The organism is Neisseria sp. HMSC064E01 (genome assembly GCF_001808875.1).
Taxonomy (GTDB): Bacteria; Pseudomonadota; Gammaproteobacteria; order Burkholderiales; family Neisseriaceae; genus Neisseria; species Neisseria sicca_A.
In genome coordinates this window covers 22,061-38,369 of record NZ_KV794928.1, presented here as the reverse complement: position 1 = coordinate 38,369, position 16,309 = coordinate 22,061, and the positions used below count along the sequence as shown (strand labels likewise).

General features: G+C 49.9%; 15 protein-coding genes. 6 read left to right on the top strand and 9 right to left on the bottom strand.

Translation table 11 applies throughout. The annotated features are described in order from the left end of the window. On the top strand, window positions 1-1,689 hold a 1,689-nt coding region (locus HMPREF2572_RS05520), incomplete at its 5' end, for a factor H binding protein domain-containing protein (protein ID WP_070496649.1). A 105-nt stretch (window positions 1,690-1,794) separates the two neighbouring features. Beyond that, complete coding sequence (locus HMPREF2572_RS05515) at window positions 1,795-3,207, top strand: surface lipoprotein assembly modifier (RefSeq protein ID WP_070496647.1); 1,413 nt, start codon at window positions 1,795-1,797, stop codon at window positions 3,205-3,207. A 102-nt stretch (window positions 3,208-3,309) separates the two neighbouring features. On the opposite strand, the gene ispG is transcribed toward HMPREF2572_RS05515, so the two are convergent. The 9 genes from ispG to cmk form a co-directional block, all read right to left on the bottom strand. Continuing rightward, on the bottom strand, window positions 3,310-4,575 hold the full coding sequence (gene ispG, locus HMPREF2572_RS05510) for a flavodoxin-dependent (E)-4-hydroxy-3-methylbut-2-enyl-diphosphate synthase (protein ID WP_070496644.1): 1,266 nt from the start codon (window positions 4,573-4,575) through the stop codon (window positions 3,310-3,312). 2 nt (window positions 4,576-4,577) lie between these two features. Next, a complete protein-coding gene (locus tag HMPREF2572_RS05505) occupies window positions 4,578-5,450 on the bottom strand; it encodes a helix-turn-helix domain-containing protein (protein WP_070496642.1) in 873 nt (290 codons plus the stop codon). Between the two features lie 4 nt (window positions 5,451-5,454). Further along, on the bottom strand, window positions 5,455-6,210 hold the full coding sequence (gene pilW / locus HMPREF2572_RS05500) for a type IV pilus biogenesis/stability protein PilW (RefSeq protein ID WP_070496640.1): 756 nt from the start codon (window positions 6,208-6,210) through the stop codon (window positions 5,455-5,457). A gap of 2 nt (window positions 6,211-6,212) precedes the next feature. Continuing rightward, window positions 6,213-7,307: a dual-specificity RNA methyltransferase RlmN gene (gene rlmN / locus HMPREF2572_RS05495; protein WP_070496638.1), complete on the bottom strand. Its 1,095-nt coding sequence runs from the start codon at window positions 7,305-7,307 to the stop codon at window positions 6,213-6,215. Between the two features lie 266 nt (window positions 7,308-7,573). Then, on the bottom strand, window positions 7,574-7,999 hold the full coding sequence (ndk, locus tag HMPREF2572_RS05490; RefSeq protein ID WP_070496636.1) for a nucleoside-diphosphate kinase: 426 nt from the start codon (window positions 7,997-7,999) through the stop codon (window positions 7,574-7,576). A gap of 118 nt (window positions 8,000-8,117) precedes the next feature. Beyond that, window positions 8,118-9,254: a cell division protein ZapE gene (gene zapE / locus HMPREF2572_RS05485; RefSeq protein WP_070496634.1), complete on the bottom strand. Its 1,137-nt coding sequence runs from the start codon at window positions 9,252-9,254 to the stop codon at window positions 8,118-8,120. 200 nt (window positions 9,255-9,454) lie between these two features. Continuing rightward, window positions 9,455-9,769, bottom strand: a complete 315-nt coding sequence (locus tag HMPREF2572_RS05480; RefSeq protein WP_003744632.1) for an integration host factor subunit beta — start codon at window positions 9,767-9,769, stop codon at window positions 9,455-9,457. Between the two features lie 10 nt (window positions 9,770-9,779). Next, the gene (rpsA, locus tag HMPREF2572_RS05475) at window positions 9,780-11,465 is read right to left on the bottom strand and encodes a 30S ribosomal protein S1 (protein ID WP_003744633.1); all 1,686 of its coding nucleotides are present in this window, start codon (window positions 11,463-11,465) and stop codon (window positions 9,780-9,782) included. Window positions 11,466-11,620: 155 nt separating this feature from the next. Then, window positions 11,621-12,280: a (d)CMP kinase gene (gene cmk, locus HMPREF2572_RS05470; RefSeq protein WP_070496632.1), complete on the bottom strand. Its 660-nt coding sequence runs from the start codon at window positions 12,278-12,280 to the stop codon at window positions 11,621-11,623. A 353-nt stretch (window positions 12,281-12,633) separates the two neighbouring features. Here cmk and HMPREF2572_RS05465 point away from each other — a divergent pair, with 353 nt between their 5' ends. The 4 genes from HMPREF2572_RS05465 to HMPREF2572_RS05450 all read left to right on the top strand — a co-directional run bounded on the left by HMPREF2572_RS05465 (window position 12,634) and on the right by HMPREF2572_RS05450 (window position 16,259). Then, complete coding sequence (locus tag HMPREF2572_RS05465) at window positions 12,634-13,848, top strand: uracil-xanthine permease family protein (protein ID WP_070496630.1); 1,215 nt, start codon at window positions 12,634-12,636, stop codon at window positions 13,846-13,848. A gap of 254 nt (window positions 13,849-14,102) precedes the next feature. Beyond that, window positions 14,103-14,678 (top strand): hypothetical protein, encoded by a 576-nt coding sequence (locus HMPREF2572_RS05460; RefSeq protein ID WP_070496628.1) that lies wholly within the window; start codon window positions 14,103-14,105, stop codon window positions 14,676-14,678. 331 nt (window positions 14,679-15,009) lie between these two features. Continuing rightward, window positions 15,010-15,954 (top strand): DnaJ C-terminal domain-containing protein, encoded by a 945-nt coding sequence (locus HMPREF2572_RS05455; RefSeq protein WP_070496627.1) that lies wholly within the window; start codon window positions 15,010-15,012, stop codon window positions 15,952-15,954. Between the two features lie 11 nt (window positions 15,955-15,965). Then, on the top strand, window positions 15,966-16,259 hold the full coding sequence (locus tag HMPREF2572_RS05450) for a chaperone modulator CbpM (RefSeq protein WP_070496624.1): 294 nt from the start codon (window positions 15,966-15,968) through the stop codon (window positions 16,257-16,259). Window positions 16,260-16,309 lie beyond the last annotated feature (50 nt).

Here is a 16,309-nt window from a genome sequence, read left to right as displayed (position 1 = left end):
AAAGCCGAAGAAGCACGTAAAGCTGAAGAAGCCCGTAAAGCTGAAGAAGCTCGTAAAGCTGAAGAAGCACGCAAGGCAGAGGAAGCGCGTATTGCTGCGCGTAAGGCTGATTTGGTGAAAAAAGCCACCGAAGCGGGTTTGAACCAAAAACAGGCCGCAGCTTTTGCCGCGTCCAATGTGGATACGGCCGATTCCGAAATTCAGACGGCCTTGGATGCTGCGTTTAAAGCGGCAGTTGCCGAAGCCAAAGGCGGCGTGTATGCAGAAGGCTTTGACGAGCAGAAAAATCAGGTTTCGCAATCGTCGGAATCTCGGGAAGTGCTGACACCGTCAGGCAAAACAACGACATGGCGGACGACAACCGTTTCATCCGTGCAGAAAGCCTACAACCAGGATTATTCCGTCGTAGTCGGCAACGGTACGGTTACGAAAACAAACGACAGCTACAACGGCACGCAGACCGACACGACGTTTGCCGTCAGCAAAGTGGCGGGTTACGCCACGCCTGACAAAGCCGTGCCGACCACAGGCTCTGCCGAATATCAGGGCAAAGCATTCTCGAAAGAGGGCAGCGGCGATTTGAACTACACCGTCAATTTCGACAAACGTACCGGCTCGGGCAGGATTACCGATATTGCCGAAACGGGCAGAATCGATTTGGCCGAAGGGAAACTCGGCAAGGTCGGCATCGGCGGCAAAACCGTAACCGGCGTCAGCGCGGCGGCTTCCGCCGAAAACGGCTCGAAAGGCACATACCGCCTCGGCCTGTTCGGCAAAGCGGCGGAAGAAATCGCAGGATCGGCCAAGCTGCCGGAAAGCGAAATCGGCTTCGGCGGCAAACGTGGGGACTTTATCAGCCGCGAAGAAACCGAACGCCTGGAAAAACGCAAAGCCGAGTTGAACAAAAACGCAACCGAAGGCGGGCTGACTGCCACTCAGGCCAAAGACTATGCCGAAAAATACCTGAAACAGGACGATGCGGCGGCGCAGGCGGAATTAGGTAGATTAATCAAACAGGCCAACTACAACAAAGGCTTGGAAGAGGCGCAGAAAGCGATCAGTGCGTTGGATACTTATCCTGTCAAATCGCTTGACGAATACAAAGCCGATCCGGAAAAACTTCATTACATATTTGCTTATGCCAAGGATTACAGCGGAAATAAAAAGCTATACCGCCAGCCGTTTTCAGTTGTATTGAGTAATGTCGTTAACAAAGACAAGGATAAAGAATATTGGGGGAATGCCCATGCTTATCATCAGATTGCAGGTTATGCCACTCCTGAAAAACTGTTACCGACTTTGGGTACAGCGACATATGCAGGGAAAGCAATCATGCAGCCTGATGATGGAAAAGTCAGCTATGTTGTTGATTTCGGCAAACGAACAGGGTCGGGAGAGATAACTGGTCTTGATGATTTTGGCAAAATCACTTTGCAAGAAGGCTCAATCGCCAAAGTTTCTCTGCAAAACAAGCAGATGATGGGTATCAGCAGCACAGCCGTATCTGAAAAAGATTACTGGCAAAATACTCCCCTGACAGGTTCATACATATTGGGTTTCTTCGGATCAGAAGCCCAAGAAATTGGCGGTCTTGTCGAATTTGAATCTGTTTATAAAGGTTATTCAAATCAAACCAGCGGCAAAAAAGAAATCGGCTTTGGCGGCCAGCGCGGCGAAATCAAAAAATAAACCCGCACGGCAACGGCTTTAAACCGCAACAGGCCGTCTGAAAAGCGTTTTCCGTTTTCAGACGGCCTTTTTCCGCAATCCGAACAATCTCCGATACCCGAAACCATGAACAAACTTTCCCTGCTCCTGCTGCCGTTTCCGCTGGCGGCACTGGCCGACGGGCCGACCGTGCTCGTGCCCGAGCCGCTGTTTTTTGAAAACCGTGAGGCGGCGCAGATGCCGTCTGAAAACCTGCCCGAGCCTGCGCCTGCCGCGCCGCTTTCAGACGGCCTTTCGCCGCAAGACGGTTTGGAAGCGCAAATCAATCATGCGGTTTTCCGCCGCGACTGGCAAGCTTTGCCGCCGCTGCTGGCGCGTTACCGCAATCTGCCCGCACGCGACCAAACGCTTTACGATTACGCGCTGGGCGCATTGCGCCGCGCCCAGTTGCACCATAAGGAAGCAATCGCGCTGTATCGCGGCATTGTCGGGCGGCATCCCGATTTGGCCTATCCGCGTTTTGACTTGGGCGTGATGCTGTTTGAAGACCGACAATACCACGCCGCCGAAGCCGAGCTGCAACACGCCCTGCCTGATTTGTCGCCCGAAATGCAGAACATTGCCGGCCGATATTTGGCTGCCGTCCGCGAGGCCGAAAGCTGGCAGCCCGATGTCTCGCTGCAATACGAGGCCACGGACAATGTGAACAATGCCGCCGACGCGCGTTTTATCGAAATCGACGGCAAAAGATGGCAGAAAACGGCTGACAGCCTGCCGCAGCGGGCACACGGCCTGCGCTACGGCGCGTCTGTGTCGCGTGAAAAAAATCTCGGCGGACACCATTATGCCTACGCCAAACTGGGCGGCGACGGTGTCGCTTATTGGGACAACCATGATTTCGACGAGCAGAGCCTGAACATTGCCGCAGGCTATAAAAACCATTCGGCGGCGCGCTCGTTCGGCCTTGTGCCGTTTGCCGAAACCAATTGGCTGGGCGGCAGCCGCTACAACCGCGCCGATGGGGTGCAGGCCGATTTTTCCCGCCGTTTCGGTGCGAAATGGCGCGTGATGCTGAATGCGGGATATGTCCGCAAACGCTATCGGGAGCCGCATATTGCAGAGCGCTACAACGGCAAAATGCCGCTGGCGGGAGTAACGCTGATGTATGCCGCGCCAAAGGGCTGGCTGTTTTACGGAGGAGCAGACTGGTCGCACGACATGACCAAAGAAGAGGAGCAGGCATCCGTGCGCAAGGGCATACGCTTCGGCGCGGCGAAAGCGTTTGAGAACGGATTCGGCATCCGCACCAACCTGCGCTACGCCCGCCGTACCTTTGATGCGCCGGGAAGCCTGGTGTACCGTCTGACCCGTAAAGACCATGAATATCAGGCAAATGCCTCTATTTGGCACAATAAAATTTCATGGAAAGGCTTAGTGCCGCATTTGAATTTCCGTTATCTGAAAATCGACAGCAATATGAGCGGCTTCTATTCCCGCAAGAGTATGCAGACGTTTATCAGCGTGGAGAAACAGTTTTAAAACGGTTGATTCTAAAATCTAAGATGTTGAAACAATGTAACAAAGGTCGTCTGAAAAACCAAAGAAAATGGTTTTCAGACGACCTTTTTTTGTTTATGTCTATCAAGCGGACTGTATTGGGATGATACGGTTTTGACTGCGTTTGGCACCGCCTTCGCAATAGTTGGTTTTGACGTATTCTTCGACAATTTCCAAGAATTCGGCTGCGATGTTGTCGCCTTTTAAAGTCACTTTACGCTCCCCGTCAACATAAACCGGGGCAACAGGGGTTTCGCCGGTTCCAGGCAGGCTGATGCCGATGTCTGCCAGTTTGCTTTCGCCCGGCCCGTTAACGACGCAGCCCATGACTGCAACGTTTAAAGATTCCACACCGGGATAGATGGTGCGCCATACGGTCATTTTTTGACGCAGGTAATTTTGTACGTCTTGGGCGAGCTCTTGGAAGACCGTACTGGTGGTGCGTCCGCAACCGGGGCAGGCGGTAACCATGGGGGTAAACGAGCGCAGACCCATGGTTTGTAGAATTTCTTGACCGACGATCACTTCTTGAGTACGCGAGCTGCCGGGTTCGGGGGTAAGTGAGATACGGATGGTGTCGCCGATACCTTCTTGGAGCAGTACGGCCAAGGCTGCAGTAGAGGCAACAATGCCTTTGCTGCCCATGCCTGCTTCCGTTAAGCCTAAGTGGAGCGGATATTGGCAACGGCTGCCCAACTCGCGGTAAACCTGAATCAAATCTTGAACGGAGCTGACCTTGCACGACAAGATGATTTTGTTTTCAGGCAAACCTAATCGGACGGCTTTTTCAGCAGATTCCAACGCCGAAATAATCAAGGCTTCTTTCATGATTTCTTCAGGCGGTTTGGGCGATGAGGACGCCAGATTGGCATCCATCATGCGCTTGGCGAGGCTTTGGTCAAGCGAACCCCAGTTGACGCCGATACGGACGGCTTTGTCGTTTTCGGCGGCAGTCCGAATCATATAGGCAAATTTTTCATCACCTTTTGCGCCTTTGCCGACATTGCCGGGGTTGATGCGGTATTTGGACAAGGCTTTGCCGCACTCGGGAAATTCTGCCAACAGACGTTCGCCATTGAAATGGAAGTCGCCAATCAGCGGGGTGGTGTAACCCATGTCGTCCAAACGCTGGCGGATTTCGGCAACTTTGGAGGCGGCTTCCGGGCTGTTGACGGTAATGCGCACCATTTCTGAGCCTGCATCGCTCAATTCTTTGACTTGCAGGGCGGTTGCTTTAGCATCTGCGGTGTCGGTATTGGTCATCGATTGCACGACAACGGGAGCATCTGAACCGACGGTGAGATGATCGATTTGTACTTGATGGGTTTGGCGGCGTTTGGGTGTGTTCATCTTTATTTTTTTCCTGCTACAAAGGAAGCTGATTTTTCACCGGCAACCCGGTATTCTGCCAGATTGATGGTTGTCCCGCCATAATTGGCTTGTGCACCTGTGGCAATACCGATCCATACATTGTAGGGCGCACCGCCTTTAAAACGCCTTTCGCTTCCTGCGGGAATGATCCGGCTGAAAATCATGGTACCTTTCTTGTCGGTGATAATCAGATTGCTTCGGTATTGGACTTTAATCCAAAGCTCGTCTGAATCGACTTTGACTTCAGGTGCGGATGCCGCTGCTTCGGATGCGGCGACACTTGAAGCTGCTTTTTCGGCATTGGATATTTCTTGTTTGCCGTTTTCTGCCATATTGGAAACGGCAACATTTTCTTTTTTCAAATCCGGCGTCTGCATACTGTTACGTACTGCATCGCTGTTTTGCGCGACTTGTTGTTCGTTTTCATGATTGGACTTGCTTTGCCAAACATAAATACCGCCGCCAAGCAGGATGAGTGCTGCCACGCCCAAGACCCATTTGGGAAAGCCGACTTTTTCACCATCTTGGTAGTTTAAGCCGGTATTTTGTTTGCGATCTACCAGATAGACATGGTCTTCTTCCGGCGCAGAAATGGCTTTCAGACGACCTGTAATGGTTGCTTCATCGATTTTCAACAGACGGGCATAAGAACGCAGATAGCCCATAACGAAGACCAATCCTGAAAAGAAAGAATAGTCTCCTTTTTCAAGTGCTTCAATTTGTTCGGCAGACAGTTTCAACCGTCGCGCTACTTCGTCAATATCCCAACCTGATTTGTGTCTGAGTTGTCCCAGCTCATCACCCAATGATTTGGCAGCTTGAATGTCGTATTCGTTTTTCTTTTGATTTTCCATGTAGTTACTTACCTGTGGTTACTGCCTGTAATTGTTCCGAGTAGGGGAAGTTTGCCCTTAACTGGGCTTCGTATTCGTAGGCTGCCTGGCTATTGCCCAAAGCAGTCGCCAATTTCCAACCCAGCAGCAAATCATCTGCCTGCAAGACATCGACTTTGCTTTGGTATTGACGGAAATAATAGTCCGCTTCGTTTAAATTGCCTGCCAGCATTTTGGTTCTTGCCAATTCTTTAAACGCAGGCGGGAATTGGGGTTGCGCAGCCAAAGAGCGTTCGAGGTAAGCTTCTGCCAGCGAATATTGGCCCATCTTCGCGCTGCAAATGCCTTTGTTGAGGTTGGCGATAAATGGGGATGGATAAGTCGGATCGGCGAGGGCTTTGTCAAAATAACTGATGGACTGGGCGGGATTATTCATCTCGCTGCACAAGAACCAGCCGTAGTTATTATTGATTTCCGCATTGTCAGGTTTCAAAGATAGGGCTTTTTGGAAGCTTTCCTGTGCCTTGTCGCGCACTTTGAGATATTGATAAATTTGCGCGCGAACCAGCCATGCATCTTCATTGCTGCTGTCTGCTTTCAATGCCTCTTCAATGCTTACCGTTGCTTGACGGTAATCGCCCCCGCGCATGTATTCGATAGCCAACTGGGTTTTGATATTGGCGACCTGTGTCGCACGTTCCGCTCTGCTTGGACCTTTCGGGCCGGCGCATGCGCCCAAAACTAAAGTTAAAATAATGGGTTGCCAAATGTTCAGTTTCATAATCAGCTCTGTTGTTCAACCAAAATCTGCTGCCATTTTTGTTGGCGGCGTGTTTTATCTTGTACTTGTCCTGCCAATTGACCGCAAGCCGCGTCAATATCGTCGCCACGCGTTTTGCGGACGGTTACCACGAATCCTGCCTGCTGCAAAATATCGCGGAAAACGCGGATATTTTCATTGGTAGAGCGTTCGTAGCCGGAATTTGGGAAGGGATTGAACGGAATCAGATTGAATTTGCACGGTACGTCTTTTACCAACTCAACCAGTTCACGCGCATGCTGCGCCTTATCATTGACTCCGTCCAGCATAACGTATTCAAAAGTAATGAAATCTCTTGGTGCTTTGACCAAATAGCGTTGACATGCCGCCATCAATTCTTTCAAGGGATATTTTTTATTTAGCGGAACAATTTGATCACGTACTTCGTCGTTGGAAGCATGAAGGGACACTGCCAGCGCAACAGGCATCGCATCGCGCAACCTGTCCATTTGCGGCACCATACCCGATGTGGAAACGGTAACGCGACGGCGGCTTAGACCGTAGCCATGATCGTCCAGCATGATACTCAATGCAGTGACGACATTATCAAAGTTCGCCATCGGCTCACCCATGCCCATCATCACCACATTGGAGATCACACGTTCGTTTTTCGGCGTAACGCCCATCGCTTTGTTTGCCCACCACAATTGTCCGATGATTTCCGCAGCGGTCAGATTACGGTTGAAACCTTGGCGGCCGGTAGAACAGAAGGTGCATTCCAATGCGCAGCCGACTTGCGAGGAAATACACAACGTACCGCGTTCTGCTTCGGGAATAAATACCGTTTCCACGCCGTTGCCCGTTCCTACATCCAGCAGCCATTTGCGCGTACCATCGGAGGATTCTTGCGCCATCATCAGTTTGGGCACATCCACGCTTGCCTGTTCGTTGAGTTTCAGACGCAGAGACTTTGCCAAATCGGTCATTTCATCGAAACTTTGTGCACCGGCTTGGTGGATCCAGCGCATGACTTGTTTGGCGCGGAACGGTTTCTCGCCCATCTCGGCAAAATGATGGGTCAGACCGTTTAAATCGTAATTCAGCAGATTGGTTTTCATGTGGTTTATTTCTTGGTAAAGCTTTTGAATAAAGGCTGCCGTTGGTTATAAGTCTTGTGAATCTGATGGAGAAGGGAGCTTCGCAACAGTCTGGAAAATCTCCCCAATCCTTTTTTAGCAAACAGCTTTTATTCTCAGGCTTCTTCTATCATATTTTCAGACGACCCCCATTTTAGAAAGGTCGTCTGAAAACAGATTTAGACAAACAATATCGACAAAACCGTCCAAACGCCCGAACCGGTCGGACGCTCGAACGGCATTTATCGTTAACGTGGGCAGATTTCGCTTTGGCTGAAGAAGTAGGCAATCTCGATTGCTGCGTTTTCCAGACTGTCGGAGCCGTGTACAGCGTTTACGCTCAGGGATTCGGCAAAATCCGCGCGTATCGTACCGGGAGCAGCTTCGGCAGGGTTGGTTGCGCCCATTAACTCACGGTTTTTTGCAACGGCATTTTCACCTTCCAGCACCTGAATCATGACGGGACCGCTGGTCATAAAGGCAACCAAGCTGTCGTAAAAAGGACGCTCTTTGTGCACAGCATAAAAATCTTGGGCTTCGCGCACACTGAGGTGCTTCATTTTGGCAGCGACAATACGCAGTCCGTTGTCTTCAAAACGGCTGTAAATTTTGCCGATTACATTTTTACCTACAGCATCGGGTTTAACGATGGAGATCGTGCGCTCAATAGCCATATTATGTCCTTGTTTTTATTGCGTTGTGCAATAGTCTGAGGTTGAGGAAAATGAACTGCTATTTTATCAAATTTCAGTTTACTTTGGGAAAAGCCGCACTTTTTTCTTCGCCTGAATCTTATTTTTTCAACGTCAGATGCGGCTGTTCCAAATAAACTTCCGATTGCATTTCCACCATACGGCTGGCAGTGCGGGTAAATTCTTCGGCAAAATCGCCTTCGACATAAATATCGTTTACGCCTACCACACTGGTAGCACAGAGCTTCACTCGGAAATCGTACAGTACATCAATCAGCCAAGTAAGGCGGCGCGCTTCGGCTTTTTCCTGCGGTGTCAGGCGCTCCAATCCTGATACAAACACCATTTCATAATGTTCGGCCAAATAGAGGTAATCGGCTTGCGAACGCGGACCAAAGCATAAAGCGCGGAAATCGAACCAAATGGCGCGGTCGGATTGGGCCTTGTGCGGAATTTCTCGCCCGTGTATCACGCTGACACCGGGATTCAATTCGGCAATTCCTGCCATTTCTTTAAATAAAGCAGCCAATTTTTGCTCATTTTCTTCATTATTAGGAACGAAGAAAATCTCAGCAGGACGTAAAGTGCGCAGACGGTAGTCTTCTCCGCCATCAACATTTAAGACGGTCAGGCTGGATTCAATTAGCGCAATGGTCGGCAGAAAACTGCTTCTGTTTTGACCTTGGGGGTAAAGTTCAGACGGGGCATAGTTGGAAGTTGCCACCAAAACCACGCCTTCGCTCAACAAGTTTTCCAGCAGGCGACCCAGAATCATCGCATCTGCAATATCGCTGACGTGGAATTCGTCAAAACACAATACACGGGTCTCTTTGGCAATCTCGGCAGCTACTGCCTTTAAAGGATTGGCTTCGCTTTTCAAGTCTTTCAAACGCTTATGGATTTCCGCCATAAAAGCATGAAAGTGGACACGGCGTTTGCGGCGGTATGGCAAGCAGCCGAAAAAAGCGTCCATCAAAAAACTTTTGCCGCGACCCACGCCGCCATAAAAATACAAACCTTTCGGCACTTGAGGAGAGCGCAGGCTGCGTCCTAGAAAGCGGTTACGTTTGCGTTTGAACATCATCAGCTCGGTCCACAAACGATCCAAATATTCAATCGCCCGCGCTTGTGCTTCATCGCGGATGAAATTCGGTTGTTCGGCTGCCGCTTGATACCAAGTCAGCGGGCTGTGGTTTTCAAACGGAGGGGCGACAAACAGTTGACCTCTATCACTCATATCTGACCTTTATTATGTTTTTGGGTTTGACAATTATGTTTTAGAAACGGGCAATCATTAAAAGAAACGTATTATAGATGATTTCAGACGACCCTATGAATTTTCCATTACAAATTCCACTCAAATTCCGAAAACAATAGCGAACCATATTTTCAGACAACAAAAAACGCCGCATTTCTGCGGCGTTCGTTTACTCAGGTTTAGTTGGCATTTTCTTGTAAAGCCAAGTCCACACGTTCGCGCAATTCCTTGCCGGGCTTGAAGTGAGGGACGTGTTTTTCAGGCACTTCCACACGTTCGCCGGTTTTGGGGTTGCGACCGATACGGGCCGGGCGATGGTTCAAATCGAAGCTGCCGAAACCACGGATTTCAATACGCTGACCGCGAGCCAGCGAGCGGGTCATGGTATCAACCAAAACCTTTACGCTGTATTCAACGTCTTTTGCCAGCAATTGGTTACCGTTTTTCTCGGCAAAAACTTCTGCCAAACGAACCATTAATTCAGACTTCGTCATGTCTGCAACCTTATTCTTGGTCGCCGGACAGTTTGGCTTTCAGCAAGTCGCCGAGGCTGGTAGTACCGGCGCTGGCGGTTGCAGCAGCGTTGACTGAATTCAGGGCTTCACGGTTTTCTTTAGCGTCTTTAGCTTTAACAGACAGGCGGATGCTGCGGTTTTTGCGGTCGACGGTTACGATAACAGCTTCAACCTCATCACCTTCTTTCAGTTTGGTGGTCAGGTCTTCAACGCGGTCGGCTGCGAATTCGGAAGCAGGCAGGTAGCCTTCTACTTCGTCAGACAGGGCAACAACGGCACCTTTGGCGTCAACAGATTTCACAGAACCTTTAACCAAAGAACCTTTGTCATTTACGCTGATGAAGTTACCGAAAGGATCGCCTTCCAGCTGTTTGATGCCTAAAGAGATGCGCTCTTTGTCAACGTCGATTGCCAATACAACGGCTTCAACCTCTTCGCCTTTTTTGTATTTGCGTACAGCTTCTTCGCCGGCTTCAGTCCAAGACAGGTCAGACAGGTGAACCAGACCGTCGATACCGCCAGGCAGACCTACGAATACGCCGAAGTCAGTGATGGATTTAACCGCACCGGAGATTTTGTCGCCTTTGTTGTGGTTGGCGGCAAATTCTTCCCAAGGATTGGCTTGACATTGTTTCATGCCCAAAGAGATACGGCGGCGGTCTTCGTCGATTTCCAGAATCATGACTTCGACTTCGTCGCCCAATTGTACGACTTTGCTTGGGTGTACGTTTTTGTTGGTCCAGTCCATTTCGGAAACGTGTACCAAACCTTCGATGCCTTGTTCGATTTCAACGAACGCACCGTAGTCGGTCAGGTTGGATACTTTACCGAACAGGCGGGTACCTTGTGGGTAACGACGGGTCAGGCCGCTCCAAGGATCTTCGCCCAATTGTTTCATACCCAGAGAAACACGTTGTTTGTCTTGGTCGAATTTCAGGACTTTGGCTTCAACTTCTTGACCGACTTCCAGAACTTCGCTCGGGTGTTTCACACGGCGCCATGCCAGGTCGGTGATGTGCAACAGACCGTCGATGCCGCCCAAGTCAACGAATGCACCGTAGTCGGTGATGTTTTTAACGATACCTTTGATGATAGAGCCTTCTTGCAGGTTTTCCAGCAGGGCTTTACGCTCTTCACCCAAAGTAGCTTCCAGAACGGCGCGGCGGGAAACCACGACGTTGTTGCGTTTTTTGTCCAGTTTGATGACTTTGAATTCGATTTCTTTGCCTTCAAAGTGGGAAGTGTCTTTAACGGGACGCACGTCAACCAGAGAACCCGGCAGGAATGCACGGATGCTGTTGATCATGACGGTCAGGCCGCCTTTGACTTTGCCATTGATAACGCCGGACAAGATGTCGCCGTTTTCCATCGCTTCTTCCAAAGCGATCCAGTCGGCAGCACGTTTGGCTTTTTCACGAGACAGTTTGGTTTCGCCGAAGCCGTTTTCAACAGATTCGATGGTAACGGTAACGAAATCGCCAACTTTAACTTCAATCTCGCCCTGAGCGTTTTTGAATTCAGCAACGTCAATCAGAGATTCTGATTTCAGACCTGCATTAACGGTCACGAAGTTTTGATCAATGCCGACTACTTCGGCAGTAATCACTTCACCTGGGTTCATCTCTTGCAGGGTAAAGCTTTCTTCCAGCAGCTGGGCAAAATTTTCCATAGTCATATATACTCTTTTCGGTACACCGCCAAGGGGTGTGGGGTAGGTTGGAGAATGCCTGCCGCCCTTGGCACGACAGGCTTTGAAAATAAATATTTCAGACGACCTTTGGATGCTCCAAAGGTCGTCTGAAACAAAACGCAAGGATTATACCCTAAATTTTAAACTTTATGATACCAATCAAGCACTTTTTTTACAGCTTCTTCGATACTCAGCCCGCTCGTATCCAAAAGCTCGGCATCGGGGAGCTGCTTTAAGGGTGCAACACTGCGGCGGCGGTCCGCTTCATCGCGTGCTTCGATGTCTGACAAAATCCGTTCAAATTCCAAGCCTTCGCACGGAATGCCGATTTGTTTGGCGCGGCGTTCCGCCCGTATTTTCGCACCTGCGGTCAGGAAAACCTTTAACGTCGCATCGGGGAAAACAACCGAACCCATATCGCGGCCGTCAGCGACCAAACCCTTTTCCGTCAGAAAATCACGCTGCCGCTGTAAAAGCGCGGCACGCACTTTCGGCAACTGCGCCACTGCAGAAGCACCCATGCCGATGGCTTCGCTGCGGATTTGCCCCGAAACGTCTTCATCATCCAAAAAGACCTGCGATCCTTCAAAGCGCGCGGGCAGATTTTCCGCCAACTCGGCAACCGCCTCTTCATCGCTCCATTCCACATCCCGTTTCTTCGCATACAGCGCGGTCAGGCGGTATAACGCGCCGGAGTCCAGATAATCAAATCCCAAAGCCTGAGCGACACGGGAAGCGACCGTCCCTTTTCCTGATGCGCTGGGGCCGTCTATGGCGATGACTTTTTGTTTGGTATTCATATTTTGGCTTTCTGAAATAGTGTAGAAGGTCGTCTGAAAGAACGTATCAGGCAGGCATTATATAGATAATTGTTTAATGATGAGAACCGAGGTCGTCTGAAAAAGCGTTTCAGACGACCTCAGATGTTAATTGGAGCGTGGGTTAACGTCGTCTTTAAATTGTTTTGTCGCCGTATTGGTTATTTCATTATGAAGAAAAACGGTTATCCGTTTGAGATGATTAGGGTAGGGCGGTTCATGTTTTACTTTTTAGAAGTTTGGTATATTTAACGGATTATTTGTAAATTAATGTTCATTTATGGGGTGAAACTGTATAATTCCCGCCGTTTGAATTGATTTGACGAGGCTTTCTGATGAACCAGCTTAAATTGGCGGTTTCCGGCGCGCAGATTTTGTTTGTGGCGTTCGGGGCGATGGTGCTTGTTCCGCTTTTGACCGGACTGAATCCTTCTTTGGCACTTTTAGGTGCGGGCATCGGTACGCTGCTCTTTCAAATAGTCACCAAGCGTAAAGTGCCGATTTTCTTAGGCTCTTCTTTTGCCTTTATTGCGCCGATTATCTACTCGATTAAAACATGGGGTCTGCCTTCGACCATGTTCGGGCTGTTTGCAGCGGGTTTTATGTATTTTGTGTTTGCCGCGCTGATTAAATGGCGCGGGCTGGCTACGGTCAACCGGCTGTTGCCGCCGGTGGTTATCGGGCCTGTGATTATGGTCATCGGTTTGTCTGTCGCCGCAGCCGCAAGTGAAATGGCAATGGGCAAATCCGGCGGAAAGCAAGTAATCGACTATGCGGATGCGCTGATTTTGTCGGGCTTTACGTTTGCCGTTACGGTGGTTGTGTCGGTTTTTGGCAGCCGCATGATGAAACTGGTTCCGATTTTAATCGGCGTGGCTTCAGGCTATATTTTGGCTTTGGTCATGGGCTTGGTGGATACTGCTACCATCGCGGCTGCGCCGTGGTTTGCCGTGCCGCATTTTGAAACGCCACAAGTCAACTGGCAGGCCGCGCTGTTTATGTTGCCCGTCGCCATCGCGCCCGCCATCGAACACATCGGCGGCATTATGGCAATCGGCAATGTAACGGGCAACAACTACACCAAAGACCCGGGCTTGGATAAAACGCTGGCGGGCGACGGCTTGGGCGTATGTGTGGCAGGTTTGATCGGTGGCCCGCCGGTAACGACTTACGGCGAGGTAACGGGCGCGGTGATGATTACGAAAAACAGCAATCCGGTCATTATGACTTGGGCGGCGATTTTCGCCATTGCCATGGCGTTTTTCGGTAAATTCAATGCTTTCCTCGCTTCCATCCCTCTACCCGTAATGGGCGGCATCATGCTGCTTTTGTTCGGCACGATTGCTTCTTTGGGCATTAAAACGCTGGTGGATGCGAAAGTGGATTTGATGCAGCCGAAAAATCTGGTCATTGTCAGCTCGGTTTTGACGGTCGGTGTCGGCGGCATGGCGGTTCATGTCGGCACGTTGAGTTTTGCCGGCGTCGGTTTGTGCGCCATTTTGGCGATTGTATTGAATTTCTTGCTGCCGAATCCGAAGACGGAAAGTTGATTTGGCATTGCCGCCGATAAGGTAAAAAGGTCGTCTGAAATGGGGAATACCCTGATTTCAGACGACCTTTTTAGCAAAAGGATTTGATGTTGGCAACATAGAAGCCGCAGACAGTACAAATAGTACGGCAAGGCGAGGCAACGCCGTACTGGTTTAAAGTTAATCCACTATAATAGGTCGTCTGAAACGATATCCTTACCATATAGATAAGTTGATATGTTAATATCCTATTTTTATTAAACAGGAAAGTAACCATGTTGCACAAAATTGGGATCATGGGCGCGTTGATTTTGGGTTTTGCCATGCCTGCTGCTGCCGAATGTTTGATTCAAAAAGACAGCATCGGAGGAATTAAACTAGGGCAGAGCTTAAAGCAGGTAAAACAGAAATTCCCGAAGGCGAAAATGGAGAGAACAAGTGATGCCGAAGGTGTGGCGTATGTTGCCATTACGCTGTCTAAAGACGTTATGGTTATCGCTTTGCAAGATGGAGACGACAATCCTGATTCTCCTATAAAACTCCATAAAAAAATTGATTCTTTGAGCACCTATTCTCCCGCCTGTCACACGGCTTCGGGGGTACATCCGGGCATGAAGATCAAAGAAGCAGAAGCCAAGTTGGGCAAAGTCAAAAAAATCATAATGTCGGAAATCGAATCTCGTGAATACGCAATATTTACCCGCCACCCGAAACATTTCGACTTTAGAATGGAAATGGGAGCAGGAATTTATTCAGGTAAAGGTAGAGCACCGAATCAAACTCGGCGTTACCGTAAAGGGGGCAGTATTTTAGAAATTTCTGTATCTAAATACGGAGGTTTTGATAACTGAAGAGCAGGGCATTAGGCAAAAAGCTTACAAAGCCGACTACGGAATAGAAACGCTCCTGTATGTTCCAGCTGGCTTTTAAAATCCCTGAAAACTGTCCAAACGGCTATGGGATTTGCACAACTTCCGCCTTGTAACTGTTGCCGATTGATTTCACTATATAATAATATAATACAGGTCGTCTGAAAACCGGATTTCCGTTTTCAGACGACCTTTTTAATACTTACCTGCCGAACCGTTTATTTGTGCACCTAGAGTATTGAATCTATGCCTTCCGCCCTTATAAATAGTAAATACGGCATAATGATTAACATGATAAAGACGGAAGAACGATATGGCAGAAAAAACCTATTACGAAATTCTCGGCGTGGACAAAACCGCCGACGCGGACACCATTAAAAAGGCCTACCGCAAACTGGTACGCAAATACCATCCCGACGTCAGCAAAGAACCTGACGCCGCCGAGCGCACCGCCGAAATCAACACCGCCTACGAAACCTTATCCGACCGTGAAAAGCGTGCCGAATACGACGAATTGCTAGCCAACCCTTACGGCCGCAGCGCAGGAGGCAATCCGTTCGGCGGCGCGCAATCCGGCGGCTTCCGCTATGAATATCGCGACGGCGAACCTTTCGGCGCGGGCGATTTCAATTTTGAAGATTTGTTTGCCGGCTTCGGCCGCAATCAGAGACAGGCGCACGCAAGGCCGGCCGGCCCGATTAAAGGCGAAGACCAGCATGCCGAACTCAGTATCGATATTTACGCCGCTTATGTCGGCGCGGAGCGTTCGCTGAACCTGAACGTACCGACCGTGGACGAATACGGCCACGTCGGTTATCAGACCAAAACCCTCAACGTCAAAATCCCCAAAGGCATTACCGAAGGCCAGCAAATCCGTTTGGCGGGACAGGGCCTGCCCGGCTACAACGGCGGCGCAAACGGCGATTTGTATCTGAAAATCAAGTTCCACGACAAACCCGATTTATACGTTAAAAACAAAAAAGACGTATATCAGGCCATGGACGTCAAGCCTTGGGAAGCGGTATTGGGCGGCAAAATTATCGTTCCTACCGCAGCCGGACGTTTGCAGGTCAACCTACCCGCCAACAGCCAAAACGGTAAAAGCATACGCCTGAAAGGCAAAGGTATTCCTGCCAAAGAAGCGGGCGATTTGTACCTTAACATTCGCATCAGCGTTCCCAAGGCCGAAAGTGAAGCCGACCGCGCCGCATGGGCGCAGCTTGCCGCCCACTTTGACGGCAAAAGCGCATCAAATTGAAAGGACAAACCATGACGCAACACACCGACATTACCCTGACTTTCGAAGAAATCCTCGCTGCCAGCCGCTGCCGCCGCGATTGGCTGCTGGAGCTGATAGAGGAAGAAATCATCAGCGTAAACGGCAGGCCGGAACAAACTTTGTACAGCGGCTTCCAACTCGCCCGCATCCGCCGCGCCCAGCGGCTGAGCCGAGACTTTGATGCCGGCATTCCCGCGCTCGGCCTGATTATGCGCCTGCTGGACGAAGTGGAAGAATTGCGCAAGGCGCAGCAACCCTTATTCCTGCTGGATGAAGGCAAATAGCGGTCAATAAAAGAAGGCCGTCTGAAAAACAGTTTTCAGACGACCTTTTT

Excerpts from the sequence above, each read along its gene's own strand:
- rlmN (WP_070496638.1), bottom strand. The coding sequence starts at position 7,307 with ATGAAAACCAATCTGCTGAATTACGATTTAAACGGTCTGACCCATCAT.
- HMPREF2572_RS05460 (WP_070496628.1), top strand. The coding sequence starts at position 14,103 with ATGTTGCACAAAATTGGGATCATGGGCGCGTTGATTTTGGGTTTTGCC.
- ispG (WP_070496644.1), bottom strand. The coding sequence starts at position 4,575 with ATGAACACACCCAAACGCCGCCAAACCCATCAAGTACAAATCGATCAT.
- cmk (WP_070496632.1), bottom strand. The coding sequence starts at position 12,280 with ATGAATACCAAACAAAAAGTCATCGCCATAGACGGCCCCAGCGCATCA.
- HMPREF2572_RS05455 (WP_070496627.1), top strand. The coding sequence starts at position 15,010 with ATGGCAGAAAAAACCTATTACGAAATTCTCGGCGTGGACAAAACCGCC.
- HMPREF2572_RS05505 (WP_070496642.1), bottom strand. The coding sequence starts at position 5,450 with ATGGAAAATCAAAAGAAAAACGAATACGACATTCAAGCTGCCAAATCA.
- ndk (WP_070496636.1), bottom strand. The coding sequence starts at position 7,999 with ATGGCTATTGAGCGCACGATCTCCATCGTTAAACCCGATGCTGTAGGT.
- zapE (WP_070496634.1), bottom strand. The coding sequence starts at position 9,254 with ATGAGTGATAGAGGTCAACTGTTTGTCGCCCCTCCGTTTGAAAACCAC.
- HMPREF2572_RS05450 (WP_070496624.1), top strand. The coding sequence starts at position 15,966 with ATGACGCAACACACCGACATTACCCTGACTTTCGAAGAAATCCTCGCT.
- HMPREF2572_RS05480 (WP_003744632.1), bottom strand. The coding sequence starts at position 9,769 with ATGACGAAGTCTGAATTAATGGTTCGTTTGGCAGAAGTTTTTGCCGAG.
- HMPREF2572_RS05465 (WP_070496630.1), top strand. The coding sequence starts at position 12,634 with ATGAACCAGCTTAAATTGGCGGTTTCCGGCGCGCAGATTTTGTTTGTG.
- pilW (WP_070496640.1), bottom strand. The coding sequence starts at position 6,210 with ATGAAACTGAACATTTGGCAACCCATTATTTTAACTTTAGTTTTGGGC.
- HMPREF2572_RS05515 (WP_070496647.1), top strand. The coding sequence starts at position 1,795 with ATGAACAAACTTTCCCTGCTCCTGCTGCCGTTTCCGCTGGCGGCACTG.
- rpsA (WP_003744633.1), bottom strand. The coding sequence starts at position 11,465 with ATGACTATGGAAAATTTTGCCCAGCTGCTGGAAGAAAGCTTTACCCTG.